Source organism: Sphingomonas sp. Leaf30, from assembly GCF_001422525.1.
Classification (GTDB): Bacteria; Pseudomonadota; Alphaproteobacteria; order Sphingomonadales; family Sphingomonadaceae; genus Sphingomonas; species Sphingomonas aerolata.
Genome location: NZ_LMKZ01000001.1, coordinates 345,013 through 369,349 on the forward strand (window position 1 = coordinate 345,013; position 24,337 = coordinate 369,349).

General features: G+C 66.7%; 30 protein-coding genes. 11 read left to right on the forward strand and 19 right to left on the reverse strand.

The genetic code is table 11. The features are described from left to right. Positions 1-3 precede the first annotated feature (3 nt). The 4 genes from lptB to ASE89_RS01635 form a co-directional block, all read right to left on the reverse strand. Positions 4-798 carry an LPS export ABC transporter ATP-binding protein gene (gene lptB / locus ASE89_RS01620; RefSeq protein ID WP_031438836.1) on the reverse strand — a complete coding sequence of 265 codons (795 nt, stop codon included), beginning with the start codon at positions 796-798 and terminating at the stop codon, positions 4-6. A 90-nt stretch (positions 799-888) separates the two neighbouring features. Then, positions 889-1,434, reverse strand: a complete 546-nt coding sequence (locus ASE89_RS01625) for an LptA/OstA family protein (RefSeq protein WP_056673447.1) — start codon at positions 1,432-1,434, stop codon at positions 889-891. Between the two features lie 5 nt (positions 1,435-1,439). Then, on the reverse strand, positions 1,440-2,105 hold the full coding sequence (gene lptC / locus ASE89_RS01630; RefSeq protein ID WP_236701582.1) for an LPS export ABC transporter periplasmic protein LptC: 666 nt from the start codon (positions 2,103-2,105) through the stop codon (positions 1,440-1,442). Between the two features lies 1 nt (position 2,106). Then, positions 2,107-2,727, reverse strand: coding sequence for a ribonuclease D (locus ASE89_RS01635; protein ID WP_031396597.1), 621 nt, complete (start codon positions 2,725-2,727; stop codon positions 2,107-2,109). A 249-nt stretch (positions 2,728-2,976) separates the two neighbouring features. Between ASE89_RS01635 and ASE89_RS21500 the strand changes: the two genes are divergently transcribed. Both ASE89_RS21500 and ASE89_RS01645 read left to right on the forward strand, forming a co-directional pair. Then, on the forward strand, positions 2,977-3,831 hold the full coding sequence (locus tag ASE89_RS21500; protein WP_056673450.1) for a cold-shock protein: 855 nt from the start codon (positions 2,977-2,979) through the stop codon (positions 3,829-3,831). A 37-nt stretch (positions 3,832-3,868) separates the two neighbouring features. Next, positions 3,869-4,726 carry a glutaminyl-peptide cyclotransferase gene (locus ASE89_RS01645; protein WP_082451184.1) on the forward strand — a complete coding sequence of 286 codons (858 nt, stop codon included), beginning with the start codon at positions 3,869-3,871 and terminating at the stop codon, positions 4,724-4,726. Here the strand turns inward: ASE89_RS01645 and ASE89_RS01650 are convergent. From ASE89_RS01650 to ASE89_RS01670, 5 genes are all read right to left on the reverse strand, one after another. Beyond that, positions 4,723-6,333, reverse strand: coding sequence for a cisplatin damage response ATP-dependent DNA ligase (locus ASE89_RS01650; RefSeq protein WP_056673453.1), 1,611 nt, complete (start codon positions 6,331-6,333; stop codon positions 4,723-4,725). The two genes, ASE89_RS01645 and ASE89_RS01650, sit on opposite strands and share 4 nt — an antisense overlap. A gap of 138 nt (positions 6,334-6,471) precedes the next feature. Then, positions 6,472-6,657, reverse strand: a complete 186-nt coding sequence (locus tag ASE89_RS01655) for a DUF1328 domain-containing protein (RefSeq protein ID WP_031395540.1) — start codon at positions 6,655-6,657, stop codon at positions 6,472-6,474. Positions 6,658-6,731: 74 nt separating this feature from the next. Beyond that, the gene (locus ASE89_RS01660; RefSeq protein WP_031438858.1) at positions 6,732-7,229 is read right to left on the reverse strand and encodes a Dps family protein; all 498 of its coding nucleotides are present in this window, start codon (positions 7,227-7,229) and stop codon (positions 6,732-6,734) included. Positions 7,230-7,335: 106 nt separating this feature from the next. Next, complete coding sequence (locus ASE89_RS01665) at positions 7,336-7,902, reverse strand: TMEM165/GDT1 family protein (protein ID WP_056673456.1); 567 nt, start codon at positions 7,900-7,902, stop codon at positions 7,336-7,338. Between the two features lie 21 nt (positions 7,903-7,923). Then, a complete protein-coding gene (locus ASE89_RS01670) occupies positions 7,924-8,265 on the reverse strand; it encodes a hypothetical protein (RefSeq protein WP_042466204.1) in 342 nt (113 codons plus the stop codon). Positions 8,266-8,470: 205 nt separating this feature from the next. Between ASE89_RS01670 and rpmG the strand changes: the two genes are divergently transcribed. Next, entirely contained in the window at positions 8,471-8,638 is a 168-nt protein-coding gene (gene rpmG / locus ASE89_RS01675) for a 50S ribosomal protein L33 (protein WP_017977469.1), read from the forward strand. Between the two features lie 107 nt (positions 8,639-8,745). On the opposite strand, the gene ASE89_RS01680 is transcribed toward rpmG, so the two are convergent. Next, entirely contained in the window at positions 8,746-9,108 is a 363-nt protein-coding gene (locus ASE89_RS01680; protein ID WP_056675138.1) for a response regulator, read from the reverse strand. Between the two features lie 39 nt (positions 9,109-9,147). Here ASE89_RS01680 and ASE89_RS01685 point away from each other — a divergent pair, with 39 nt between their 5' ends. From ASE89_RS01685 to ASE89_RS01700, 4 genes are read left to right on the forward strand one after another with little or no spacing between them, the layout of a single operon-like run. After that, complete coding sequence (locus ASE89_RS01685; protein ID WP_056673459.1) at positions 9,148-9,429, forward strand: DUF3572 domain-containing protein; 282 nt, start codon at positions 9,148-9,150, stop codon at positions 9,427-9,429. Continuing rightward, entirely contained in the window at positions 9,426-10,052 is a 627-nt protein-coding gene (locus ASE89_RS01690; protein WP_056673462.1) for a hypothetical protein, read from the forward strand. The genes ASE89_RS01685 and ASE89_RS01690 overlap by 4 nt, the downstream gene beginning before the upstream one ends. 33 nt (positions 10,053-10,085) lie before the next feature. After that, positions 10,086-10,553 carry a RidA family protein gene (locus tag ASE89_RS01695; protein ID WP_031396590.1) on the forward strand — a complete coding sequence of 156 codons (468 nt, stop codon included), beginning with the start codon at positions 10,086-10,088 and terminating at the stop codon, positions 10,551-10,553. Positions 10,554-10,613: 60 nt separating this feature from the next. Further along, a complete protein-coding gene (locus ASE89_RS01700; protein WP_056673466.1) occupies positions 10,614-11,759 on the forward strand; it encodes a GNAT family N-acetyltransferase in 1,146 nt (381 codons plus the stop codon). On the opposite strand, the gene ASE89_RS01705 is transcribed toward ASE89_RS01700, so the two are convergent. Both ASE89_RS01705 and ASE89_RS01710 read right to left on the reverse strand, forming a co-directional pair. Beyond that, positions 11,722-13,314 (reverse strand): hypothetical protein, encoded by a 1,593-nt coding sequence (locus tag ASE89_RS01705; RefSeq protein ID WP_056673468.1) that lies wholly within the window; start codon positions 13,312-13,314, stop codon positions 11,722-11,724. The two genes, ASE89_RS01700 and ASE89_RS01705, sit on opposite strands and share 38 nt — an antisense overlap. 119 nt (positions 13,315-13,433) lie before the next feature. Beyond that, the gene (locus ASE89_RS01710; RefSeq protein WP_236701584.1) at positions 13,434-14,681 is read right to left on the reverse strand and encodes an argininosuccinate synthase; all 1,248 of its coding nucleotides are present in this window, start codon (positions 14,679-14,681) and stop codon (positions 13,434-13,436) included. A 149-nt stretch (positions 14,682-14,830) separates the two neighbouring features. Between ASE89_RS01710 and ASE89_RS01715 the strand changes: the two genes are divergently transcribed. Next, positions 14,831-15,220, forward strand: coding sequence for an EF-hand domain-containing protein (locus ASE89_RS01715; protein ID WP_168427522.1), 390 nt, complete (start codon positions 14,831-14,833; stop codon positions 15,218-15,220). A 157-nt stretch (positions 15,221-15,377) separates the two neighbouring features. Here the strand turns inward: ASE89_RS01715 and ASE89_RS01720 are convergent, their stop codons facing one another. From ASE89_RS01720 to ASE89_RS01730, 3 genes are read right to left on the reverse strand one after another with little or no spacing between them, the layout of a single operon-like run. Next, positions 15,378-16,604, reverse strand: coding sequence for an SAM-dependent methyltransferase (locus ASE89_RS01720; RefSeq protein ID WP_031439117.1), 1,227 nt, complete (start codon positions 16,602-16,604; stop codon positions 15,378-15,380). A gap of 50 nt (positions 16,605-16,654) precedes the next feature. Further along, on the reverse strand, positions 16,655-17,416 hold the full coding sequence (locus tag ASE89_RS01725; RefSeq protein ID WP_031396584.1) for a molybdopterin-dependent oxidoreductase: 762 nt from the start codon (positions 17,414-17,416) through the stop codon (positions 16,655-16,657). Further along, on the reverse strand, positions 17,413-18,189 hold the full coding sequence (locus tag ASE89_RS01730; protein ID WP_056673474.1) for a cytochrome b/b6 domain-containing protein: 777 nt from the start codon (positions 18,187-18,189) through the stop codon (positions 17,413-17,415). The genes ASE89_RS01725 and ASE89_RS01730 overlap by 4 nt, the downstream gene beginning before the upstream one ends. A 51-nt stretch (positions 18,190-18,240) precedes the next feature. Between ASE89_RS01730 and ASE89_RS01735 the strand changes: the two genes are divergently transcribed. Next, positions 18,241-18,858 carry a flavin reductase family protein gene (locus tag ASE89_RS01735; protein WP_037530329.1) on the forward strand — a complete coding sequence of 206 codons (618 nt, stop codon included), beginning with the start codon at positions 18,241-18,243 and terminating at the stop codon, positions 18,856-18,858. Positions 18,859-18,929: 71 nt separating this feature from the next. Here ASE89_RS01735 and ASE89_RS01740 read toward each other — a convergent pair whose 3' ends face one another. From ASE89_RS01740 to ASE89_RS01755, 4 genes are all read right to left on the reverse strand, one after another. Then, positions 18,930-19,688 (reverse strand): sulfite exporter TauE/SafE family protein, encoded by a 759-nt coding sequence (locus tag ASE89_RS01740; RefSeq protein ID WP_037530331.1) that lies wholly within the window; start codon positions 19,686-19,688, stop codon positions 18,930-18,932. Continuing rightward, complete coding sequence (gene rlmN / locus ASE89_RS01745; protein ID WP_037530332.1) at positions 19,681-20,871, reverse strand: 23S rRNA (adenine(2503)-C(2))-methyltransferase RlmN; 1,191 nt, start codon at positions 20,869-20,871, stop codon at positions 19,681-19,683. The genes ASE89_RS01740 and rlmN overlap by 8 nt, the downstream gene beginning before the upstream one ends. A 221-nt stretch (positions 20,872-21,092) precedes the next feature. After that, the gene (locus ASE89_RS01750) at positions 21,093-21,551 is read right to left on the reverse strand and encodes an invasion associated locus B family protein (protein ID WP_443024338.1); all 459 of its coding nucleotides are present in this window, start codon (positions 21,549-21,551) and stop codon (positions 21,093-21,095) included. 11 nt (positions 21,552-21,562) lie between these two features. Beyond that, entirely contained in the window at positions 21,563-22,246 is a 684-nt protein-coding gene (locus ASE89_RS01755) for a histidine phosphatase family protein (protein ID WP_052149309.1), read from the reverse strand. Positions 22,247-22,385: 139 nt separating this feature from the next. On the opposite strand from ASE89_RS01755, the gene ASE89_RS01760 reads away from it, so the two are divergent. Both ASE89_RS01760 and dnaN read left to right on the forward strand, forming a co-directional pair. Then, entirely contained in the window at positions 22,386-23,039 is a 654-nt protein-coding gene (locus tag ASE89_RS01760) for an outer membrane protein (protein WP_031439125.1), read from the forward strand. Between the two features lie 132 nt (positions 23,040-23,171). Next, the gene (gene dnaN, locus ASE89_RS01765; RefSeq protein ID WP_031395114.1) at positions 23,172-24,290 is read left to right on the forward strand and encodes a DNA polymerase III subunit beta; all 1,119 of its coding nucleotides are present in this window, start codon (positions 23,172-23,174) and stop codon (positions 24,288-24,290) included. Positions 24,291-24,337: the final 47 nt, after the last annotated feature.

Here is a 24,337-nt window from a genome sequence, read left to right on the forward strand (position 1 = left end):
ACACTAGAGCGAGAAGCCCTCGCCCAGATAGAGGCGGCGGACGTTCGCGTCGGCGACCAGTTCGGCCGGGCTGCCCGAGAATAGCACGCGGCCATCGTAGATGATGTAGGCGCGGTCGACGATGTCGAGCGTCTCGCGGACATTGTGGTCGGTGATCAGCACGCCGATATCGCGGCGCTTGAGATCCTTCACGAGGTCGCGAATGTCGGCGATCGAGATCGGATCGATCCCTGCAAACGGTTCGTCGAGCAGCATGATCGACGGCTCGGCGGCCAGCGCGCGGGCGATCTCCGCGCGGCGACGCTCGCCGCCCGACAACGCCATCGCGGGCGCGGCGCGCAGCCGGGTCAGGCCGAACTCCTCGAGCAGCGTGTTCAGCTTGCGCTCGCGCACCGCCTTGTCGGGCTCGGACAGCTCGAGCACCGTCAGGATGTTCTTCTCGATCGTCAGCCCGCGGAAGATCGAGGTTTCCTGCGGCAGATAGCCAAGCCCCAGGATCGCACGCCGATACATGGGCAGGCGCGTGATATCGTCGCCGTCGAGCATGATCCGGCCCGAATCGGGCTTCACGAGCCCCATCACGGAATAGAAGCACGTTGTCTTGCCGGCGCCGTTCGGCCCGAGCAGCCCGACCACCTCGCCGCGCCCGACCGATACCGATACGTCGGTCAGGACGGTGCGCTTGTCATAGGATTTGGCGATCGACACGACCTGAAGGCCGTTGGTCGTTGGCGCTTCGACGATCGCGTCGCCGTGCGGGCCGGGGGTTTCGATCGGGGGCAGCGTGGGGGCATCCATCAGGCTTTGGCCTTGCTGAGGGCGGGCGGGTAAAAGCGGCGGGCGGTCGGCTGGCGGGGTTCGCGGATGACCGGCGGTGCGCGCATCGGATCAGTTGCGCTTGGGAACCGAGAAGGTGCCCGTCACGCGCCCGCCCGTCTGGGTCACGGTGCCGCCGCTGGCGGTTGCGCCGCCGCTGCCGCGGACCGACGATCCGTCGATCACCGCGCGGCCGGTGTCGAGGTTCATCGTCAGCCGCCCGCCATTCACGGTGTTGCCACCCTGGGTCAGCGTCACCGCGCCGAGCATCGTGATCATCCGCCGGTTGAGGTCGTAGATCGCATATTGGCTCTTCGCGGTCTGGTCCGGCCGGCGCACCGTCACGCCGCCCGACGCGTCGAGGCGCGACACCTGCGGGTTCCCGCCGACCACTTCGCCGGTATAGGCCACCGTCATCCGCGCCGAATTCAGCGTCATGTCCGCCTGCTTGACCGACACGCCCCCGCTCAGCACGGCGCGGTTCGCCTTGTCCTGAAGCTCGATATGATCCGCGCCGAAATCGATCGGCGCGTTCGAGTTGTGCGCACGTTGCGCGGAGACGCCGGTCGCCGCGAGCGCGGAGAGCATCAGGAGGACGGAGCATGGTATGAGGCGCATGGCGGCTATTTCGGCCCTCGCGGCACGATCCGCAAGCGCGCATTGCCGTCGAGCCTGACGGTGCGGGCTTCCAGATCGGCATGCAGCTTGTTTGCACTGAACACGCCCTGCGGCACCGTTCCCGTCACCGCACTGCCGCTGTCCATCGTCCGCGCGCGCATGTCGAGCGTCGCATTGGTGGTTTTCAGGTCATAGCCGTTGGGAGCGGTGACGTTGAGCGGGCCGTTCAGCTGCACCTTCTCGGTGTCCATATCGTAGCGCCCGGAATTCGCCTTGATGTTGGCGGGGCCGTCGGCGAGCTGGAGCTGCGCGCTCAGCGTGTTGAGCTGCACGATCGGTTCGGCCGAACTCTTCTGGATCGCCGAGCGGGCGTCGAGCGTGAACGCCTGGCCCTTCGAATCCTGCCCGCGATATTGCGCGGCCTGCAGCTTCATGCGCTCCTGCGCGACCTCGACCTTGTTCTTGTCGAGCACGAACGATACGTCGCCGCCCGCGGTCAGCGGCGCCATCACAAGGAATGCGGTCAGCACGCCGATCGCGGTCGGCAGGCCGAGTCGCGCCAGTCCGACGACGCGGTCGTGGCGGCTGCCCGGCGCCGCCCAGACCTGACGCGGCGAGCGGGCCTGCCGCATCGTCTTCGCCGATGCGTCGGACGGGGGCGCCATGGTCATGTCAGGCGTGCGCAAAGATGTCGATCTCGGGCCATCCGGCGAGATCAAGCGCGGCACGGGTCGGCAGGAAGTCGAAGCATTTCTGCGCGAGCTCCATGCGGCCTTCGCGAATCAACCGCTTGTCGAGCTCTTCCTTCATCCGGTGCAGGAAGCGAACGTCGGACGCGGCATAGTCCTTCTGCGCCTCGCTGAGCTGCGGGCTCCCCCAGTCGGAGGATTGCTGCTGCTTCGACACGTCCTGGCCCAGCAGTTCGCGGACCAGCTCCTTGAGGCCGTGCCGGTCGGTATAGGTCCGGACCAGTCGCGACGCGATCTTGGTGCAATAGGCCGGCGCCGCGACGACGCCAAGATAATGCTGGACCGCGGCGATATCGAATCGTCCGAAATGGTAGAGTTTCAGCCGCTCCGGATCCGCGAGCAGCGCCTTGAGGTTGGGCGCCGCATAGTCGCTGTCGGCCGCGAACCGGACGAGATGTTCGTCCGCGCCGCCATCCGAAAGCTGCACGACGCAGAGCCGGTCGCGCGGCGTGATGAGGCCCATGGTCTCGGTGTCGACGGCGATCGAGGCGCCCGGTGCGAAGATCCCGGACGGGATGTCGCCTTCATGAAGATACACTGTCATGCGGTGGCCCTAGCGGCCGGGGGCGCCTTGCTCAATGGTCCTCCGCGATGACGCGGGTGCGCCATGCTTTTGCCGCGATCATCGCCAATGGAGCAAGCGGACAAGATTCTGTTCGCGATAGCTTGATTTTTGCGCTATGCCCTTCCCCAAGGCGCAAAAGGTTTCGCGCCCGAGGGCCCGCGTTCGTCGTCCGGACACGCCGGCTTTTGGAGAGATTTTGCGGGCGAACCGGGAAGACGATCAGGGCTTATGGGTTTCGATAAAGGTGGCCGCGGGAACCGTGGCGGGCGTGGCCGCGACAAGCGCGACAGCTTCGGCGGCGGCAGCGACGATTTCGGTGGCGGCAGCAGCTTCGGCGGCGGCGGTGACCGGTTCGGCGGCGGCGGCAGCAGCTATGGTGGCGGTGGCAGCAGCTACGGCGGCGGCAGCAGCTTCGGCGGCGGCGGTGATCGCTTCGGCGGCGGCGGCGGTGGCGGCGGTGGTTACCGCGGCGGCGGCGGTGGCGGCGGCTTCAGTGGCGGCGGCGGCGGCGGTGGCGCCGGGCGCGGCATGCCCCCCCAGGTCGTTGGTGAAGGCACCGGCGTCGTAAAGTTCTTCAACGCACAGAAGGGCTTCGGCTTCGTCGTTCGCGATGACGGCGGCGAGGACGTGTTCGTGCACATCAGCGCAGTCGAGCAGGCCGGCATGGTCGCTCTCGCCGAGGGTCAGCCGCTCGGCTTCACGCTCGTCGATCGCGGCGGCCGCATCTCGGCAACCGATCTCAAGATCGATGGCGAGCCGATGGCCGTGACCGATCGTGGTCCGCCGCGTGATCGCGATGCCGGCCCGGGTGCACCCCGTGGCGGTGCCGATCGTGGTGCAGGCGGCGCGCCGCAGCGCCAGCTGACCGGTGAGAAGGCAACGGGTACGGTCAAGTTCTTCAACGCGATGAAGGGCTTCGGCTTCATTCAGCGCGATGATGGCCAGCCTGACGCGTTCGTGCACATTTCGGCCGTCGAGCGTGCCGGCATGGCGACGCTTAACGAGGGCGACAAGCTCGAGTTCGAGCTCGAAGTCGATCGTCGCGGCAAGTATGCAGCGGTCAACCTGAGCGCAGGCGGCTAATCCCGTCCGTCCGGTCATCGGGGTTTTTCGAACCAGCATGACGATCGGACACAGCCTGATAGCGGCCGGTCTCGCACTTGCGGGGCCGGCCGTTGCCGTTCTGGCGCAGGGCGCAACGGCACCGCGCATAGCGCCAGCGCCGACACGCTCCGCCGTCCGGCCTGCCCCTCCCAAAACGCCCGTCTCTGCGACAGCGCCATCCGTGCCGATCCTGTCGGTCAGCATCGTGGCCCGCTATCCGCACGATGCGACGGCGTTCACCGAAGGCCTGTTGTGGCACGATGGCGCGCTCTACGAGAGCACGGGCAAGGAGGGGCAGTCCGATGTCCGCCGCGTCACGCTTCTCGATGGTCGTATCGTCGCGCGGCGCCGGATCGATCCGGCACAGTTCGGCGAGGGGCTCGGCCTGTGGAAGAACGAGCTGATCAGCCTGACCTGGCATGACGGCATCGCGCATCGCTGGGATGCCCGCACGCTCAAGCCGACCGGCACCAACCGCTATGCGGGGGAGGGCTGGGGCCTGACGAGCGACAGGGACGGCCTGATCCAGTCCGACGGCAGCGCGTCATTGATCCTGCGCGATCCAAGGACATTGGCCGAACGTCGCCGGATTGGCGTGACGATCGATGGGCGTCCGCTGACGCAGCTCAACGAACTCGAATATGTCGATGGCGCGATCCTCGCCAATGTCTGGCAGACGGGATATCTCGTCCGCATCGCCCCCGGCACCGGCCGCGTCACCGCGATCATCGACCTGCGTCCGCTGGTTGCCGAGATCGGCGCCCGCGACCGCGACGCGGTGCTCAATGGCATTGCCTGGGATGCCGCGAAAAAGCGGCTGTTCGTCACCGGCAAGCTCTGGCCGACCCTGTTCGAGATCCGGATCAACGGCTAGGGCGCGGGGATCATCCGGCGGAGCGTGTCGATCCGGTCGGCCTCGGCCGCGGGCTTGTCCGTCCGGATCCGCGCGATCCTTGGGAAGCGCATCGCAATCCCCGACTTGTGCCTCTTCGACTCCTGCAGCGCGTCGAACGCGATTTCGAGCACCATCGTCTTGGCGACCTCACGCACCGGCCCGAACCGGTTAAGCGTGTTCTTGCGGACGAACGAATCGAGCATCCGCAGCTCCTCGTCGGTAATCCCCGAATAGGCCTTGCCGACCGGCAGCAGTTCGCCTTCCTCGGTCCAGCAGCCAAAGGTATAGTCCGAATAATAAGAGGACCGCCGGCCGCTGCCGCGCTGCGCGTACATCATCACGCAATCCGCGGTGAGCGGGTCGCGTTTCCATTTATACCAGAGCCCGACGCGGCGCCCGCCGACATAGGGCGAGTCGCGGCGCTTGAGCATCACGCCCTCGATCGCCGAGTCGCGCGCACCCGCGCGCACCGCCTCGAGCGCGGTGAAGTCCACGGCGTCGATGACATGGCTCAGGTCGAACCGCTCGGCATCGAGCTGCGGCACGAACGCCTCGAGCCGCGCGCGTCGCTCGGTCCAGGGCAGCGCGCGCAGATCCTCGTCGCCATCGATCAACAGGTCATAGAGGCGGACAAAGGCCGGATACTCGGCGAGCATCTTCGCCGACACCGTCTTGCGCCCCAGCCGCTGCTGCAGCGCGTTGAAGCTCGCCGCGCCGCCGCCCTCCTCCAGCGTGCCCCCCTGATGCTCGCCCTTGACCAGCAATTCGCCGTCGACCGTCCCCGGCGTGACGAAGGCGGCGGCGATCTCGGGGAAGCTCGCGGTCACGTCGTCGCCGGTCCGGCTGTAGAGTCGCGTTTCCCCCGCGACATGGACGATCTGCACGCGGATCCCGTCCCATTTCCACTCCGCCGCATAGTCGGCGAGGTCGACGCGCAGATCCTCCAGACCATGGGCGAGCATGAAGGGGCGGAAGACGGGGACGTTGGCGGGTGTCGGTTGCGCGCCATGCCCCTCCGCCCAGGCGAACAGCGTCGGATAGGGGGCTGCCAGGCCATGCCAGACCTCCTCGACCGCATCGACGTCGAGCCCGAACGCATCCGCCAGCGCGGTCTTCGCCAGGCGCGACGAAACGCCGATCCGCAACCCGCCGGTCGCCATCTTGAGCAGGGCGAAGCGCTCCTCCGCATCCGAACGATCGAGCATCGCCGCAAGCGCCGCCGGCGCCTCGGCGCGCGACAGCGTCATCAGCCGGTCGACCACCTGCGAGATCGACAGCGGTTCGGCGGGCACCGGATCCGGCCCCAAGGGCTCGGGCTCGGGCCACAGCAGGGCGACGGTCTCGGCGGTATCGCCGACATAATCACGGCTCATCCGGAAGAGGACGGGATCGACCCGGTCCTCGATCAATCCGCGGATGACCGCCGATTTGACCCCCGGCAGATCGAGATCGCCGGTCAGCGCCGCCATCGCCCAGCCGCGATCGGGGTCCGGCGTCACGCGCAGATAATCGCCGATCAGCTTCAGCTTCGCATTGCGCGACCGCGTATAGGTGAGGGCATCGAGGAGCGCGGCGAAAGCATGCATGATCCGACAACGCGCCGCCCGGCACTCGGCTCCGGGCCGGCGTCCACGTCGCTGCGGGCGCTACATCAAAAAGGCCCCCGCCGTTCCCGGCGAGGGCCTTATCTTGGCATCGGCGCGGGCCGATGCGATCTCGTCGCGTCAGTCGATCGCGTTCTTGATTCCCTTGCCGGCCAGCAAACCGAGCACCAAGAAGATCACGAACAGCGCGATCGCGATGAAGAATAGCACCTTGGCGATGCCGATAAACGCCCCGCCGACGCCGCCAAATCCGAGCAGGGCCAGCACGAGGCCGATGATCAAGAAGGTGATGGCGAGCTTCAACATGGGCATTCTCCTGTTCCTGACAGAACCCGTCCCGCCCATGTCGGTTCCGACACGGGAAGGACGGGCGCCGGGGTTCAGGCCTTGCGGCTGGCTTCGAACAGGAACCAGGCGCGTTCCTCGGCCTGATCGGTCCACTCGTCGACGATGCCGCTGGTGGCATTGTCCTTGGCCTCGTCGGCGGCGTCCTTGACGATCCGGAACTGTTCGACGAGCTTCAGATTGTCTTCGCGAAGCTCGGCGAGCATTTCGGTCGGTCCGACGAAATCCTTGTCATTGTCCGGGATGCTCTGGTGGCGCGAAATGTCGCCGATCGAGCGCAGCGTCGTGTTGCCGGTCTTGCGGACGCGCTCGGCGATCGCATCGGTCACGCCCAGGATTTGTGCCGCCTGGTCATCAAGCAACAGATGATAGTCACGGAAATGCGGACCCGACATGTGCCAGTGAAAGTTCTTGGTCTTCAGGTACAAGGCATAGCAATCGGCGAGCGAGGCATTGAGCGCTTCGGCAACCGTCTTCGTGCTGTTGCTGACGAGATCGGTGGGCGTGTCGAGTGCGGGGTTGGTGGCGGGCATCGAAAACTCCATGCATGGGAATGTCTGTGGATCGTTGCGTCAACGAAGCGATAGCCGAAATGCTCCCGTCGCGCATGCGCCATTCCTCATCTGAGTGATCGCCCCGCTAGATCAATCGCGCAGCGCTGAGGCCCAGAATGACCCCCAGGAGCACGAATATCAGCCCGATGCCGGTGCGCAGTCGGGCGAGCGGCCATCGGCGCCACGCGGCTTCACCCATCATCGCCGCGGGGACGATCACCACCAGCGATCCGATCGTCGCGCCGACCGCCGCCAGCATCGGTACGGCACTGCGGAGCGCAAGCGCGGCCACGATGAACTGTATGCCGTCGCCAAAGGCGAGGATGAACAGCCCGAGCATGGTGGTGGCGATCGCGCCCGTGCGCCACCCGCGCAGTGGATCGGGCGCCTTGACCGGCAGGAGCGCACCGCCGCCCTGGAGGATCAGCGCGAGCGCCAGCATCAGCTGGCGCGCATTGGGTGTCAGCAGCGGCGCGACCGCGATCCCGCCCGCGACCGCCAGGCTGCCGGCGAGCAGCAGCGCGAACGCCGCCGCGAGGATCACCAGCTGCGGCTTGCGATACCGATCGGACAGGATCGCGGCGAGCCACGCGGTTCGATCGCCGACCTGCGCCAGCGCGGCGGCGACGAGCGCCGCCATCAGCGCGTCCATCGCTAACGCGTCATGCGCGGGTCATCCCGCGAGCCGCACCGAACAGGCGGCGGCAAAGACATGGCAGGCCTGGACGTCCTGCCGCTCGCTGTAGATCGCGTCGCTCAGCGTCATCAGCCAGCCGTGGACCAGCGCGCCATGTTCGCCGCGCGACAGTGCCGAATCGATGAAGTGCGTGACGGTCACCGCGGGGTTCATGCCGTTGCGATGCGCGATCAGGCGGATCGCGTCGATATCGGGCGCGAGATCGGTCGCGCGGGTATAGGGCGCGCGGACGTCGATCGCGGCGATCCGGGCCGCAAGCTCGGCCTTTACCAGCGCCAGATCCTGGAATTCCGCGACTCGCTCGGCAACCTGCCCCATGATCCCGCCTCCTGTCTTTCTTATGGGATGCATCATGCGCCCATGCCGATAAAGATGCGGTTAAACACCCTGTGATGCGGGATTCCGGGGCGAATATGGGGTGATATGGTTGACTTGGCCGGCAGCATGCGCCATGCGCCGCGACAGATCGGGCGGTGGCATGCGTGCTGCCGCCCTAGCATTTTCAGCCTTAAGGATTGGGCTCATGGCCAAGCCGACTACCGTCAAGATCAAGCTCGTCAGCACCGCGGACACCGGCTTCTTCTACGTCACCAAGAAGAATCCCCGCACGAAGACCGAGAAGCTCTCGTTCAGCAAGTATGATCCCGTCGTGCGCAAGCATGTCGAGTTCAAGGAAGCCAAGATCAAGTAAGTCGACGCGGCGGCGATGCCGTCGCGCGTTTACGATGCGATCGCAAGGCCGCGGGTAGCGATACCCGCGGCCTTTGGCGTTCCTGCGCGGCGGGTCTCGCGGTTCGCTCAGACGAACGCGCGCACCGCTTCCATGAAGCGGGCGAGGCTGATCGGCTTCGAGATATAGGCGTCCGCGCCCGCGGCACGGATCCGGTCCTCGTCCTCGCGACCTGCATAGGCGGTGACCGCCATCACCGGGATCGTGCTGAGCACGTCGTCGGCCTTGAGCTCAAGGATGATCTCATAGCCGGTGACGTGCGGCATCTGGATGTCCATGATGATCAGGTCGGGGGCGAATTCGCGCGCCCGGACCACCGCCTCGCGCCCGTCGCGTACAGGTTCGGCAAGGTAATCATGCGCCCGCAAAAGGTCGCAGAATAGTTTCAGGTTGAGTTCGTTGTCCTCGACAACGAGCACCTTCTTTGCCACGCGAGCCACCATTCGTTTCAAGAAGGATGACAATAGGCAATGCGCAGCGCCGTTACAAATGAAGACGCTGAGGCCCTGGCGCTGCAAGCCCTGGTATGGACGCTGAGCGAGCCGGACCGAGCGATGCGCCTGTTGTCGGTGACCGGACTCGACCCTGCCGACCTGCGCACGCGGGCCGGGGAGCCCGCCGTGCTCGCGGCGGTACTCGGCTTCCTCGAATCGCATGAACCCGATCTTGTCGCCTGCGCCGAAACGCTGGGCATCAGGCCCGAGGCGCTCGTCCGCGCGCGAATGACGCTCGATCCGGGGTTCGAGGCATGAAGCCGCTGCTGATCAGCGATTGCGACGAAGTGCTGCTCCACATGGTCAAGCATTTCGGCACCTGGCTCGACGAGGCGCATGATATCGATTTCGAGATCGGCCACGGCGATTTCGCCAACAGCATGACGCGCCGCGACGGCGGGCCCGCGCCCACGCGCGAGGACATGTGGGCACTGCTCGGCGGGTTCTTTCCTGCAGAGATGCACCGCCAGACTTTGGTGCCGCATGCCCGCGAGGCGCTCGCGTCGCTCGCCGAGATCGCGGACATCGTGATCCTGACCAATTTGCAGGACGAATGCCGCCTGCCGCGGATCGAGCAGCTCGCCGCGTTCGACATCGCCCACCGCGTCGAGTGCAACCAGGGCGGCAAGGGCGACCCCGTCGCGCGGCTGGTCGCCGAATATGGCAACCCCGTCACCGTGTTCGTCGACGACCTCGCGGTGCATCACGAATCGGTCGCGCAGCATGCGCCGGGCGTCCACCGGCTGCACATGGTGTCCGAGCCGACGCTGGCGGGGGCGGTGCCCAGGGCGCCCGCCGCGCATGCCCGGATCGACGACTGGCGCGAGGCGGAAGCCTGGATCGCCGCGCGCTTCGCCGCCGGGGTGCCCGCGGACGCTTGACCCGCCCCCCGTGGCTGTGGTGAGACCGCGCACATGACCGATCGTATCGACCGCAAGCTCGAAGAGCTTGGCCTGACGCTGCCGCAGGCCGCCGCCCCCGTCGCATCCTATGTTCCCGCCGTCGAGGCGAACGGGCTGCTCCACATCTCCGGCCAGCTGCCGTTCAAGGACGGCCAGATCGTCACCGGTCGCCTTGGCGACGGCGTGTCGCTCGAGGACGGGCAGGACGCGGCGCAGCGTTGCGCGCTGATGCTGGTCGCGCAGATGAAGGCGGCGCTCGGCTCGCTCGGCCGTGTCGAGCGAATCGTGAAGCTCGGCGTGTTCGTCAATTCGCACGGCGACTTCACCGATCAGCCCAAGGTCGCGAACGGCGCGTCCGACCTGATGGTCCAGCTGTTCGGCGAAGCCGGCAAGCATGCCCGCTCCGCGGTCGGCGTTCCCGTGCTGCCGCTGGGCGCCGCGGTCGAGATCGACGCGATCGTCCAGGTCTCCGCCGCTTGAGCCCAGCCGCTTGAGCCCAGCTGCTTGAGACTGACGCCTGCGCGCCTATTTTAGGAGCGCATGACAGCCATCACCGCCCGCATCGCCCAAGGCGTTACCTCGATCGCGGCGGAGGACTGGGACGCCTGTGCCGGCGACGCGAATCCGTTCGTCGGCCACGCCTTCCTCGCCGCGCTCGAGGCCTCGAAAAGCGTCGGTGGACGATCGGGGTGGCAGGCGCTGCCGGTGGTCGTCGATGGCGACGACGGCAGGCCGGCCGGGATCGCGCCCGCCTATGCCAAGAGCCACAGCCAGGGCGAATATGTGTTCGACCAGGGCTGGGCCGACGCGTGGGAGCGGGCGGGGGGGAACTATTACCCGAAATTGCAGATTGCCGCGCCGTTCAGCCCGGTGCCCGGCCCACGGCTGCTCCTGCGCGACCCGGCGGTCGCGCCCGCGCTGATCGCCGCGCTCGAGGCGGTCACTGATCAGAGCGGCCTGTCCTCCGCGCATGCGACCTTCATCGCCCCCGCAGAGGTCGCGCTGTTCGAGGCCGCCGGATGGCTGATCCGTCAGGGCACGCAGTTCCACTGGACCAATAACGGCTATGCGAGCTTCGACGATTTTCTCGCCGCGCTCGCCAGCCGTAAGCGCAAGGCGATCCGCAAGGAGCGCGCCGCCGCGGTCGAGGGACTGACGATCCGGCACCTGACGGGCGCGGAGATCACGCCCGCGCACTGGGACGCGTTCTGGGTCTTCTACCAGGACACGGGCAGCCGCAAATGGGGCCAGCCCTATCTGACGCGCGGCTTTTTCGATGAGATCGGCCAGACGATGGGCGACCGGGTGCTGCTGATCCTCGCCGAGCGTGACGGCGTGCCGATCGCGGGGGCGCTCAACCTGATCGGTGCGGACACGCTCTACGGCCGCTATTGGGGCGCGACCGAGGAGGTGCCCTTCCTCCATTTCGAGCTCTGCTATTACCAAGCGATCGATGCGGCGATCGCGCGCGGGCTGACGACGGTCGAGGCGGGCGCACAGGGCGAACACAAGCTCGCGCGCGGCTATGCGCCGGTCGCGACCTATTCGGCGCATTACATCCCGGATCCGGGCTTCCGCCGCGCGATCGCCGACTTCCTCGTCCGCGAACGCGAAGCAGTCGCCTCCGACCGCGAGTATCTTGGCGAGCTTACTCCGTTTCGGCGGGCGGAACCGCCGACCGGTTGACCTTGTACAGGACGCTCGTGCCGTCGCGGCGGATCGGGGTCAGGTCGCGGATCAGCGCGGGGTCGAACGCCGGCGGGTGGATCAGCCAGACATAATCGAACGCGTCGCGGGGGAAATGCTCTAGCGCCATCGCGATCGGCCGCCAGAACTGGCCACGACAGCGGATATCGGTAACGATTTCGGACGGATCATGCGCGAAGCCACGCGCGATCGGATAGTGCGTCGTCATCAGCTGTCCGCCCGCCATCGACCACTGGTCGTTGGTGAAGGCCAGCCGCCGCTCGAGCAGCAGCGCCGGGACATGCTCGAGCCGCGAATAGGCCCAGTCGTCGCGACAGCGCCGCCCGACGAACGAGACCACGCGTGCGCGCTCGGGCACGGTGTCGATCGCGGCGATCGCCTGGTCGTAGCTGCGGTCATAGATCAGGAAGCTGATCGTGGTGCCCGCCAGCCGGACCGCGAAGAAGCTGAACCCCAGTACCGCCAGCGTTGCGGCGCCGCGCAGCGACAGGCGGTTGCGCGGGCGCAGCGCGATGATCGCGAACGCCAGCATGAACGGCGCGAGGCGCATGTCGGCATAGGCGGAGCCGAACACGATCCGCGGCAACAGGATATAGACCAAAGCCAGGAACAGCGCGGACAGCGCGAGGTTGCGCGAATATTCGATCGTCTGGTCGCGCACGCCGCGGAACAGGATCACGAACAGCACGGTGACCGATGCGATGTCGAACGCCATCCAGCGATCGCGCAGGACCATCGTGATCCAGTTCATCTTCCAGCGCCAGTTGAACCAGTCCTGCGTCTTGCCCGTGACGTGGTCGCCCGACCGCCACAGCACCATCATCACCATCGGCAGCGCCAGCGGGATACAGCTGAGCCCGGCGCGGATAAACGCGCCGATCCAGCCCTTGATCGCGCCTTCGCCGCGCACCCCGGTCTTGCGGATGTCGTGCTGGCGGATCAGCTCGGCGGAGAAGGCGAGCACGCCCAGCACGCCCCAGCCGAAGGTATGGCACAGCCAGAGCAGGCAGGATCCGGGCACGAACAGGATCGTGCGCAGCCGCAGCCGCTCAAGCCGCCCGAGGCGGAGCCACAGCGCGAACATGTTGAGCGCGAGCGCCATCGCCAGCGCGAAGTTCACGAAGCCGAACTGGAACGGATAGCTATAGGCGAGCGGCAGCGCGAACAGCGCGGTCGCCGGGATCCGGCCATGCACTTCGCGCGCGATCCACAGCAGCCCGGTGACGGTGAGCGCGGGGATCGCCATGACGATCAGCTTCACCGCGAGCTGCAACCCGAAGATCGGCGCAAGCGGCACGATCAACAGGTCGATGCCGAGATTGCCGATCAGCTGCCAGCGGAAATCATACCATTGGCTGAGCCAGGGATTGTCGCCGATCGCGAGCTGGACGCGGTAGCGCCCCATATGCCCAGGCAGATCGACCAGCGGCGGCACCTCCGGCCACAGCAGCGGGATGATCGATGCCAGCGCGACGCACGCGACGAACGTGCGCGTCTGCCACCAGTGAAGTTCCGTTGTTGTCCCCCGCGCCATCCCTCGACGCCTAGCGCCGCAGGGGGGCATTCGACAAGCGCCGACCGCGCCGCATTGCGACGGAATACACCGCCAGGGCTTCCGGCCCCCGAGCGTCGGGGGACGGGAGCCGGTATCGCTCACACTTGGTCGCGACGGCCCAGCAGGCGCAGGCGCAGTGCGTTCAGCTTGATGAAGCCGGCCGCGTCGCGCTGGTCATAGGCGCCCTGATCGTCCTCGAACGTCACGACCTTTTCCGAATAGAGCGAGTTGGGCGACTTGCGGCCGACCACATACACGCCGCCCTTGTAGAGCTTCAGCCGGACGGTGCCCGAGACCTTTTCCTGGCTGTGATCGATCGCCGCCTGGAGCATCTCGCGCTCGGGCGAGAACCAGAAGCCGTTGTACAGCAGCTCGGCATAGCGCGGCGCGAGCTCGTCCTTCAGATGCGCCGCGCCGCGATCGAGCGTCAGCTGCTCGATACCGCGGTGCGCGAGGTGATAGATGGTGCCGCCCGGTGTCTCGTACATGCCGCGGCTCTTCATGCCGACGAAGCGGTTCTCGACCAGGTCGAGACGGCCGATGCCGTGACGACGGCCATAGTCGTTGAGCGTCGACAGCAGGGTCGCGGGGCTCATCCCCTCGCCGTTGATCGCGACGCCGTCGCCACGCTCGAAATCGATCGTGATATATTCGGGCGCGTCGGGCGCGTCCTCGGGGTTCACCGTGCGCGAATAGACATAGTCCGGCACCTCGTCCCACGGATTCTCGAGCACCAGCCCTTCGGACGAGGTGTGGAGCATGTTCGCATCGGTCGAGAAGGGTGCCTCGCCGCGCTTGTCCTTGCTGACCGGGATCTGGTGCTGTTCGGCGAACTCGATCAGCTTGGTGCGGCTGGTCAGGTCCCATTCGCGCCACGGTGCGATCACCTTGATGTCGGGCGACAGCGCGTAATAGCCGAGCTCGAAGCGGACCTGGTCGTTGCCCTTGCCGGTCGCGCCGTGGCTGACCGCGTCGGCGCCGACCATCCGGGCGATCTCGATCTGGCGCTTGGCGATCAGCGGCCGCGCGATCGACGTGCCGAGCAGGTACAGCCCCTCGTACAGCGCGTTCGACCGCATCATCGGGAACACGTAATCGCGCACGAATTCCTCGCGCAGATCGTCGACGAAGATGTGCTCGGGCTTCACGCCCATCATCTCGGCCTTGGCGCGCGCCGGCTCGAGTTCCTCGCCCTGGCCCAGATCCGCGGTGAAGGTGACGACTTCGCAGTTGTAGGTCTGCTGGAGCCATTTCAGGATCACGCTGGTGTCGAGGCCGCCCGAATAGGCGAGGACGACCCGATTGATGCCGGCGTCGCCGGCGGCGCGGTTGATCTGATCGGTCACGGGCAAGATCCTTTGGGCAATATCCAATGCCCGCGCCCCTATGCGCTGGACGCCCTGCATGCAACCGGAGCATGCAACCGGGCGCATTCATGGCGCGTACAACCAACCCGCGCTACGTGCGCCCCCAGATCATTTGGAGTGTCCCGACCGTGCTACGTCAAACGCTTACCCTGTTCGTCCTCGCCGGCCTCGCGACGCCCGCGCTGGCGCAGGAGACCCGCGCCTCCGTTTCCGCCAAGTTCAAGGCCGAGTTCGCCGCGCGCGATACCAACAAGGACGGCGTCCTGACGCGCGCCGAGGTCCAGGCGGGGATCAGCCAGATGAAGGTCGGGCCAAGGCGCCCGGATCCGGTCCACGCCAAGCGGCTTGCCGAGCTGTGGTTCAGCAGCGCGGACACCAACAAGGACGGCAAGGTCACGCAGCCCGAGGCCCAGGCACTGCTCGCCGCGACCTTTGCGAAATATGACGCGAACAAGGACGGCAAGATCGGCGGCGACGAGCGGTCGGCCGCGAAGTCGCAGATGCAGGGCAGCCGCTGAGGCCACGCCTATAGGGGGGCATCCATCTACGGAGTCCCCCCCGTAAAGTCGTCATCCCCGCGGAGGCGGGGATCCAGACCGGCTGGCTTTTCGGTTCCATCACCGGAGCCTGCCAGTCTGGATTCCCGCCTCCGCGGGAATGACGAACGGCGGGAAATCAGCCCGCGCGCAACGCCCGTTCACCCTCGATCATATAGTCGCGCGTCAGCGGCAGCGTCATCCGGCTCTTCGACAGCTGGATCTGGTAATTGACCATCCCCCCGGTCCGGAACGCCGCGGCGGCACCCGCAAGGTAGAAGGTCCACATCCGGTAGAAGCGCTCGTCATACAGCGCGACGATCGCATCCTTCGCCGCGACCGTCCGGTCGTACCAATGGTCGATCGTCAGCGCGTAATGCACGCGCAGCACCTCGATATCGGTCGGGAAGAACTTCAGCCCCTCATAGCCGCGGACGATCTCCGACAGTGCGGGGTTGTAGCCGCCGGGGAAGATATACTTGGTCGTGAAGGTGTCGGTCACGCCGGGCCCGCCCATGCGGCCGATCGTGTGGAGCAGCATCACCCCGTCCGCGCTCAGCAGGTCGCGGCACTTGCGGAAGAATGTCTTGTACTGCGGCGGGCCGACATGCTCGAACATGCCGACCGACACGATGCGGTCGAACGTGCCCGTCAGCGCGCGATAGTCGATCAGCTCAAATTTCACCTTGTCCGCGACGCCGGCCTCCTCGGCGCGGCGCCGCGCGACCTTCAGCTGTTCCTCGCTCAGCGTGACACCCAGGACCTCCGCCCCGGTCTTGGCGTGCAGGTACAGCGCCATGCCGCCCCAGCCGCAGCCGATGTCGAGCACGCGCATGCCGGGCTGGATCGCGAGCTTGGCGGCGATATGCGCCTTCTTGTCGTCCTGCGCCTGTTCCAGGCTGTTGCCGGCATCGGTGAAGTACGCGCACGAATATTGGCGATCGGCGTCGAGGAACAGGTCGTAGAGCCGGTCCGACAGGTCGTAATGATGCGCGACGTTCTTCTTCGACCGGCGCGCCATGTTCACCCGGTCGACGCGGTGGACGACCTTGTCGAGCAGCTTGATCGGCAGCGAGGGGTTGAGCCCGCCCCCGCGCTCCCATGGGCTGTTGCCCTTGAGCAGGTTGACGAGGTCTCGAATGTCGCCGCGCTCGATCACCAGGCGGCCGTCCATAAACGCTTCCGCCGCGCCCAGCGCCGGGTGGCGGACGATCGCGCCCGCAACACCTGGGGCGGTGAGGCGGATCGTGACGGGGTTGTAGGCAGGGTCGGGCGTGCCGAACTGCTTGGTGGTACCGTCCGCGTGGATCAGCGTGAGTTCGCCGGTTTTTACCTGCCGGGCGAGAAAGCGATCGAATAGGGCCATGTCGCGTTAGCTAATGACTGGTACGGAAATGCGCCACCCCCCGGGCGGCGTCAGATTCCCGCATACCAATCATAATCCACGTTATCTTCCCAATAGCCGCCCTTGCCCTTGCCGATCCCGGCCAGGCTGGCGACGGCGTCTATCGCCATGATATATTTGGCATGTTTGTAGCCAAGCTGACGTTCGACGCGCAGCCGGACGGGCGCGCCGTGCGCGACGTCCAGAATCTGGTCATTTAACGCCCAGGCGAGGATCGTCTGTGGGTGGAATGCGTCGATCAGGTCGATCGACTCGTAATAGGGCGTGCCCCGGTACAGGTCGGCGCAGGTGAAGACGATGTAGCGCGCGGTGTCGCGGATCCCCGCGGCCTGTAACAGCGTGGCAAGCTTCGGGCCCTGCCACTTGGCGATCGCCGACCAGCCCTCGACACAGTCGTGCCGCGTGATCTGCGCGCGCGCGGGCATCTGGCGGAGCTGCGGCAGCGAGAGCGACAGCGGCCGGTCGACCAGCCCGCCGACGCGCAACCGATAGTCCGCAAAGTTGTTCACCAGCAGCTCGGTATAGGCCGGGGTGCCCGGGTTGCGCGTGCCGTTCGACCGGAAGATCGGTGACATCTGCGCCGCGCTGAACTCGGGGACGAGCGCGTTGCGGTTGGTCAGCGCGCGTTGCAGCCCGCGGTTCATCTCCTCGCCCATGAACAGGATCTTGCGCGCCTCGGGATGCTGGATGATCTTGTCGCACCCGGTGAGCAACGCGCCGGCGCCGACCGCCGCGCCCGCGACCAGCGAGCGGCGGGTGATGATGGTGCTCATGCGGCGTCCTCCCCGGTATGCGCGGGGACGTGCCCCGGAACGGTAAAGCGTCCGGTGATCATCGATCGCACCTCGTTCCACGCGCCCGCCAGGATCACGAGCGCGAGGTGGACGATGATGAACAGGACGAGCGCGACCATCGCGATGAAGTGGATCGACCGCGCCGATTGCCGCCCGCCGAAGATGTCGAGCAGCCACGGCCAGGCGGCATCCATCGCCGGCGACATCGCCAGCCCGGTCAGGATCATCACCGGCAGCAGGATGAAGATCGTCGCGACATAGGACAGCTTCTGCAGGATGTTGTACGCGGCCGGCCGCTTCGGATCGTGGAAGCGCAGCGCCAGATGCTCGCGCACGTCATGCGCCACCTCGCGCGGCGCAAGCTCGCTCGCCCGGACGCGGAGGTCGCGCTGGAAATGCCGGTTGAACAGGCTGACGATCATGAAGCCGAGCAGTGCGAACGACAGGACCAGCGCGAAGAACAGGTGCCAGCGTCGCGAAATGGCGAGGTTGTAGCTCGCCGGGATCGTCAGCAGGTTGATCAGCGTCACCACCCAGCCCGGCCATTGGTCGAGCGTCGTCCACGCCTGGTCGAAGTTCGCGCCGTAACGCCCCCAGTAGAATCGCGGATGCGCCTTCAAGATGCCGATCCCGCTGCCGATCATGATGAACATCGCCACCGCGGTGATCCAGTGCCACAGCCGCGTTGCGATCCGGTGGCGTTTGATGACGGTGACAGGGGCGGTGGCGATAGGGCGGGCGGGATCGTTCATGCTTGGCCTTCGCTTTAGGCGACAAGCTCCGACCATAGCAGGGATACGCGTATGACCGAATGGCATTCTTACGAACCGGCGAGCGGCCATCGCCTGCCGCATGATCCGCTCAACGCGATCGTCGCGCCGCGCCCGATCGGCTGGGTGAGCACGCTGTCCGCGGACGGCGTACCCAATCTTGCGCCCTACAGCTTCTTCAACCTGTTCAACTACACCCCGCCGCTGATCGGCTTTTCGTCGATGGGGTGGAAGGACAGCGTCGCCAACATCGCCGCGACCGGCGAATTCGTCTGGAACCTCGTCAGCCGCGATCTGGGCGAGGCGATGAACGCGACCGCGGCCAATGTCGCGGCGGACGTCGACGAATTCGCACTCGCGGGGCTCGAGACGCTGGCGTCGCTGCACGTGAAGCCGCCGCGCGTCGCCGCGAGCCGTGCGCAGTTCGAATGCAAGGTGACGCAGATCGTCCGGCTGGAAACCAAGGAGGGACGCGAACTCGACCAGTGGCTGGTGCTCGGCGAGGCGGTCGCGATCCATATCGACCCGGCGATGCTCGAGGACGGTGTGTACCAGACCGCGCGCGGCGAACCGATCCTGCGCGGCGGCGGCCCGGCGGATTATTTCGCGATCACCGAGGAGTCGCTGTTCAAGATGCGTCGGCCGGGTTGACCTGAGGCGGTTGGTCCACCCGCGAAGGCGGGTGCCCAGACTGGGTCCCCGCCTTCGCGGGGACACACGCCTCAGCCATACGCTCGCCAGAAGAACACGATCGTCGTCGCGATCGTCACCAGCAGCGTCCACACCCGAATGACCTTGGCGGGCAGCACCAGCCCGAGCTTCGCCCCGAAATGCCCGCCGACGATCCCGCCGAGGAGCATCGGTATGCACAGCGCCCAATAGACCATGCCGGTGGCGATGAAGATGATCGTTGCCGCGAGATTGGCGACCGCGAGCATCAGCGTGCGCGGTGCGGCAAGCATGGCGGGCGTCGCGCCCGACAACAGCCCCCAGGCGGCGGTCAGCATCAGCCCGACCCCGCCGCCGAAATAGCCGCCATAGACGCCCAGCATCGCCTGCACCGCGACCAGCGATTTCGGCCCGATCTCGACGCGTGACCGCAGCCAGAGCGACGCCTGCGTGCCGAACGCGATCGCCAGCGTCGCGAACAGCAGCAGCCACGGCACGATCAGGTCGAACGCGCGTGCCGAGGTCGCGACGAGTAAAAGGCTGCCGACGAGCCCGCCGACGAAGGTGATCCCCGCCATCGTCCGCATGCCGACGCCCGACACCGGCTCCAGCCCGTGCCGGTAGGTCCATGCGCTAGCCATCGCGCCTGGCTGGAGCGAGACGTTGCTCGTCGCATTGGCGAAGGTCGACGGCACGCCCAGCCCGATCAGCGCGGGCATCGTCGCAAAACTGCCGCCCCCCGCCAGCGCGTTCATCGCGCCGCCCAGCAACCCCGCACCCGCCGCCAGTGCCACCACACCCAAATCAGGCAAGCGCGGCTTCGCGATCGAGTTGCGCGCGGCTTTTCTTCTCCGACGCGGTCTTCAGCTGCCCGCACGCCGCATCGATGTCGCGGCCGCGCGGCGTGCGCACCGGCGCGGAGATGCCCGCCCCGAACACGATGCTCGAGAAGGACTTGATCCGCTCGGGGGTCGAGCATTCATAGGCCGCGCCCGGCCATGGGTTGAACGGGATCAAATTCACCTTGGCGGGCAATTCATATTTGCGCAGCAGCCGGACGAGTTCGTGCGCATCGGCGTCCGAATCATTCTTGTCCTTCAGCATCACATATTCGAACGTGATCCGGCGGGCATTATTGGTGCCGGGATAGTCCGCGCAGGCCTGGAGCAGTTCCTCGATGCCGTATTTGCGGTTGAGCGGCACGATCTCGTCGCGCACCTCCTTGGTCACCGCGTGCAGCGACACCGCGAGGTTCACGCCGATCTCAGCACCCGCGCGCGCCATCATCGGCACCACGCCGCTGGTCGACAGCGTGATCCGGCGGCGGCTGAGCGCGAGCCCTGCGCCGTCCATCACCAGCTTCAGCGCATCGCGGACATTCTCAAAATTATACAGCGGCTCGCCCATCCCCATCATCACGATGTTGGTGAGCATGCGCCCCTCGGGCTGGCTCGGCCATTCGCCCAGCGAATCGCGCGCGAGCATCACCTGGCCGACGATCTCGGCAGGCGTCAGGTTGCGGACCAGCCGCATCGTGCCGGTGTGGCAAAAGGTGCAGTTGAGCGTGCAGCCGACCTGGCTCGACACGCACAAGGTGCCGCGATCCGCGTCGGGGATGAACACCATCTCGTAATCCTGCGCGTCGTCCGATCGCAGCAGCCATTTGCGCGTGCCGTCGGTCGACACCTGCGCCTCGACCACATTGGGCCGGCTGATCACGAAGCGCTGCTCGAGCCACGGGTGCATCGTCTTCGAGATGTCGGTCATCGCCGAAAACTCGGTCGCGCCGCGATTGTAGATCCAGTGCCACAGCTGCTTGGCGCGCAGCTTGGCCTGTTTTTCCTCGAGCTGCGACGTCTCCAGCGCCATGCGCAGATCGGCGAGCGACAGCCCGAGCAGGTCGATACGCCCGTCGCTGCGCGACACGAAGCTGCGGGGAACGGGCACGGGATCGATGTGCCCGGGGATGGGCATGAGGTTCGCGGCGGTCTGCATGGGGCGGCCCTTAGCGGAATTTTGCCGATTTTTCTACAGCGTGTGTGGAGCGAAGCGTTGCCGCCATGAACACCACGCGCAGCCCCACGCGATAACACCTCCCCGGCGAAGGCCGGGGCCCAGTTGGGGAACGGAGGTAAGGACGGCCAGCCCGTCGTTACGACCACCTTTCCACCTGGGCCCCGGCCTCCGCCGGGGAGGCGCAGATGTTCGGCGCGTTCTTACCCCCCGCGACACGCCAGCACCGCGGCATCGATCGCCGTCGCCGCGCCCGACAACGCATAGACATCCGCGAACGGCCGGCCGCCGACCCCGACCGCCTCGACGCTCATGCTGCGTCCCGATCGCAGCGCGGCGACGATCGCGCGGTCGCTGGGGGCATCGCTCGCCCACGCGTCCAGCCCGTTTGCGGCCAGCGCAAACCGGCGTTCGCCGACCGTCAGCGTCACCCCGGCGGAGCGATCGCGCTCGCGGCTGAGGCGGATGTACAGCGAGGCGCGCAGGCCGCGCTTCGGCCAGGTCGCGATGGTCGCGAAACCCGTCGTGCGCCCACCCGCCATCACCGGCCGCGCGATCGCGTAGCAGCGCGGCGGCGCCGCGTCGCGGAACGCGCCCCATCCCCGGTAGATGCCGATCGTGTCGCGCGCCGTCGCCGGTGTCGCGACCGCGAAGGCCAGCAGCACCGCCAGCTTCACGCGGGGGCGAAGCCGGTGCCGCGGTGCGGGACGGTCGCGCGGCCCTGCGCGACTAGCGTCACCGACCCCTGCGGCAACCCGGGCGCAACCGCGGCGCCGAGCACCGGATCGACCGGCGCACCCGTCATCGCGCCAAGCATCACCCGGCTCGAAATCCCGTGCATGATCACCAGCCGGTCGCCCGGGTCCTGCGCGGTGTCCGCCAGCCAGCCGCCGACCCGTGTCGCGATCTGCGGATAGGTCTCTCCGTCGGGCGCGGGCTTCAGCGTGCCGCCGGGCATCATCACCGGCCCGACCTCGTCGACGACATCGGCATAATAGCGGCCGCCCCACGAGCCCATGTCGATCTCGACCAGCCGCGGGTCGGTACGCGCATCGTGCCAGTCGAGCTCGAGATGCTCGCAGATCACCGCCAGCGTCTGCAGCGCACGCCCGGTCGGTGACGCCCACAGCGTCAGAGCAGGCCTGGCCCCGAGCAGGTCCCGCAACGCACGGCCGAGCTCGTCGGCCTGCGCGAATCCGGCGCGCGTCAGCGGCGTGTGCGCGGCATCGCCCTGCAACCGGTGCGCGGCGTTGAATACGGTTTCGCCGTGCCGCGCGACGAAATCCCGGCCAAGCCTGACGGGCGGTTTGCCGGTTGGACCGAGGTCCGCTGCACGTTGCCGAGGGCTTGGAATCATGGCCCGCATTTCAACCCCCTGTTGCGCAAAAGCAACGGATTTCCGTGTTTATCTGGGGTTCATGCAACGCCTGTCGGATTGGTCCATTGGAGCCATCCACCCCGCGTTCGGGGGTGACGAAGATCAATGGAGTATCCCAATGCGTAAGCTTATCGCCGCATCGCTGTTCGCGACCACCGCCGTCGCCGCCCCCGCGCTGGCACAGACCAACCCGACCTTCACCGGCCCGCGCGTCGAAGCCACGCTCGGCTACGACCACACTGGCGCCGGCAGCAGCGTGTCCAACAACAACGGGCGCGACGACCAGAAGATCGACGGCCTGCTCTACGGCGGCGGCATCGGCTACGACATCGCGACCTCGAGCAACATCGTGCTCGGCGCCGAGGCCGAACTGACCGGTTCGACCGCAAAGAGCGACCGCAACGACTATACCAGCGACTTCGGCTTCGGTCGCGTCAAGCAGGGCCGCGACATCTATGTCGGTGGTCGCGTCGGCTATGTCGTCGCGCCGACGACCATGATCTATGCGAAGGGCGGCTACACCAACGCCAAGCTGAACGTGCTGGCGGGCGACACCAACCAGACCACCGACACCGACTTCAACCTCGACGGCTGGCGGATCGGCGCGGGCGCCGAGCATGCGGTCGGCCCGAACAGCTATGCCAAGCTCGAATATCGCTATTCGAACTATGAGCGCAGCAACATCGACTATGCGACCGGCGGCACCAGCGGCCGATTCGACGTCGACACCGATCGTCATCAGGTCGTCGCCAGCTATGGCTTCCGCTTCTGATTGCGGTTTAACGCGACGTTTACCGTGATCAAAGAAGGGTCGGGGCGCTTGCTCCGACCCTTTATTGTTGGGTAAGCCATCTGCGGATTGCCCCCAGCCCCGAATCCGGCTGTGGAGGCCGGGGGAATTTTGATGAAGGCGACGATCGAACGCGCAACGCTCCTCAAGGGGCTGAGCCATGTCCAGTCCGTGGTGGAACGGCGCAACACCATCCCCATCCTGTCGAACGTGCTGATCGAGGCGACGGCCGAGGGCACGCTGAAGCTGATGGCGACCGATCTGGATCTGCAGATCAACGAATCGATTGCAGCCGCGGTCGACCAGCCCGGCGCGACCACCGTGTCCGCGCACACACTGTTCGACATCGCGCGCAAACTTCCCGAGGGCAGCCAGGTCCAGCTCGCCGCCTCCGAAGGCCGGATGAGCATCATCGCGGGCCGCGCACGCTTCTCGCTCGGCACGCTGCCGCGCGACGACTTCCCGGTGATCGCGGAAGGCGAACTGCCGACCCAGTTCGAACTGCCCGCCGAGACGCTCAAGCAGATCATCGACAAGACGCGCTTCGCGATCTCGACCGAAGAGACGCGCTATTATCTCAACGGCATCTTCCTCCACGTCGCGGACGGCGACAGCGCGAACCCAGTGCTGAAGGCCGCCGCGACCGACGGTCACCGCCTCGCGCGCGTCACGCTGCCGCGCCCGGAGGGCGCCGAATCGATGCCCGACGTGATCGTGCCGCGCAAATGCATCGCGGAGCTCCGGAAGCTGCTGGACGAGGTCGACGGGTCGGTCGGCGTCTCGCTGTCGCCGACCAAGATCCGCTTCGACCTTGGGCAGGCGATCCTGACCTCGAAGCTGATCGACGGTACCTTCCCCGATTACAGCCGCGTGATCCCGACCGGCAACGACAAGATCCTCAAGATCGACCCCAAGAGCTTCATGGAAGGCGTCGACCGCGTGTCGACGATCGCCACCGAGAAGACCCGCGCCGTGAAGATGGCGCTCGACCGCGACAAGATCACGCTGTCGGTGACCTCGCCCGAAAACGGCACCGCCGCGGAGGAAGTCCCCGGCGATTATGTCGCGCTCCCGTTCGAGATCGGCTTCAACAGCCGCTATCTGATGGACATCCTCGCGCAGATCGACGGCGACATGGTCGAGGTTCACCTCGCCGACGCCGCCGCGCCGACGCTGATCCGCGAGAACGACAAGTCGCCCGCGCTCTACGTGCTGATGCCGATGCGCGTCTGACCGGCGCACGCTGGCGATCGATCGAAAGGCCATCCTGCGGGGTGGCC

Bases quoted from the DNA above. Each gene is read 5' to 3' on its own strand.
- lptB (WP_031438836.1), bottom strand. From the start codon at position 798: ATGGATGCCCCCACGCTGCCCCCGATCGAAACCCCCGGCCCGCACGGC.
- ASE89_RS01625 (WP_056673447.1), bottom strand. From the start codon at position 1,434: ATGCGCCTCATACCATGCTCCGTCCTCCTGATGCTCTCCGCGCTCGCG.
- lptC (WP_236701582.1), bottom strand. From the start codon at position 2,105: ATGACCATGGCGCCCCCGTCCGACGCATCGGCGAAGACGATGCGGCAG.
- ASE89_RS01635 (WP_031396597.1), bottom strand. From the start codon at position 2,727: ATGACAGTGTATCTTCATGAAGGCGACATCCCGTCCGGGATCTTCGCA.
- ASE89_RS21500 (WP_056673450.1), top strand. From the start codon at position 2,977: ATGGGTTTCGATAAAGGTGGCCGCGGGAACCGTGGCGGGCGTGGCCGC.
- ASE89_RS01645 (WP_082451184.1), top strand. From the start codon at position 3,869: ATGACGATCGGACACAGCCTGATAGCGGCCGGTCTCGCACTTGCGGGG.
- ASE89_RS01650 (WP_056673453.1), bottom strand. From the start codon at position 6,333: ATGCATGCTTTCGCCGCGCTCCTCGATGCCCTCACCTATACGCGGTCG.
- ASE89_RS01655 (WP_031395540.1), bottom strand. From the start codon at position 6,657: ATGTTGAAGCTCGCCATCACCTTCTTGATCATCGGCCTCGTGCTGGCC.
- ASE89_RS01660 (WP_031438858.1), bottom strand. From the start codon at position 7,229: ATGCCCGCCACCAACCCCGCACTCGACACGCCCACCGATCTCGTCAGC.
- ASE89_RS01665 (WP_056673456.1), bottom strand. From the start codon at position 7,902: ATGGACGCGCTGATGGCGGCGCTCGTCGCCGCCGCGCTGGCGCAGGTC.
- ASE89_RS01670 (WP_042466204.1), bottom strand. From the start codon at position 8,265: ATGGGGCAGGTTGCCGAGCGAGTCGCGGAATTCCAGGATCTGGCGCTG.
- rpmG (WP_017977469.1), top strand. From the start codon at position 8,471: ATGGCCAAGCCGACTACCGTCAAGATCAAGCTCGTCAGCACCGCGGAC.
- ASE89_RS01685 (WP_056673459.1), top strand. From the start codon at position 9,148: ATGCGCAGCGCCGTTACAAATGAAGACGCTGAGGCCCTGGCGCTGCAA.
- ASE89_RS01690 (WP_056673462.1), top strand. From the start codon at position 9,426: ATGAAGCCGCTGCTGATCAGCGATTGCGACGAAGTGCTGCTCCACATG.
- ASE89_RS01695 (WP_031396590.1), top strand. From the start codon at position 10,086: ATGACCGATCGTATCGACCGCAAGCTCGAAGAGCTTGGCCTGACGCTG.
- ASE89_RS01700 (WP_056673466.1), top strand. From the start codon at position 10,614: ATGACAGCCATCACCGCCCGCATCGCCCAAGGCGTTACCTCGATCGCG.
- ASE89_RS01705 (WP_056673468.1), bottom strand. From the start codon at position 13,314: ATGGCGCGGGGGACAACAACGGAACTTCACTGGTGGCAGACGCGCACG.
- ASE89_RS01720 (WP_031439117.1), bottom strand. From the start codon at position 16,604: ATGGCCCTATTCGATCGCTTTCTCGCCCGGCAGGTAAAAACCGGCGAA.
- ASE89_RS01725 (WP_031396584.1), bottom strand. From the start codon at position 17,416: ATGAGCACCATCATCACCCGCCGCTCGCTGGTCGCGGGCGCGGCGGTC.
- ASE89_RS01730 (WP_056673474.1), bottom strand. From the start codon at position 18,189: ATGAACGATCCCGCCCGCCCTATCGCCACCGCCCCTGTCACCGTCATC.
- ASE89_RS01735 (WP_037530329.1), top strand. From the start codon at position 18,241: ATGACCGAATGGCATTCTTACGAACCGGCGAGCGGCCATCGCCTGCCG.
- rlmN (WP_037530332.1), bottom strand. From the start codon at position 20,871: ATGCAGACCGCCGCGAACCTCATGCCCATCCCCGGGCACATCGATCCC.
- ASE89_RS01755 (WP_052149309.1), bottom strand. From the start codon at position 22,246: ATGATTCCAAGCCCTCGGCAACGTGCAGCGGACCTCGGTCCAACCGGC.
- ASE89_RS01760 (WP_031439125.1), top strand. From the start codon at position 22,386: ATGCGTAAGCTTATCGCCGCATCGCTGTTCGCGACCACCGCCGTCGCC.
- dnaN (WP_031395114.1), top strand. From the start codon at position 23,172: ATGAAGGCGACGATCGAACGCGCAACGCTCCTCAAGGGGCTGAGCCAT.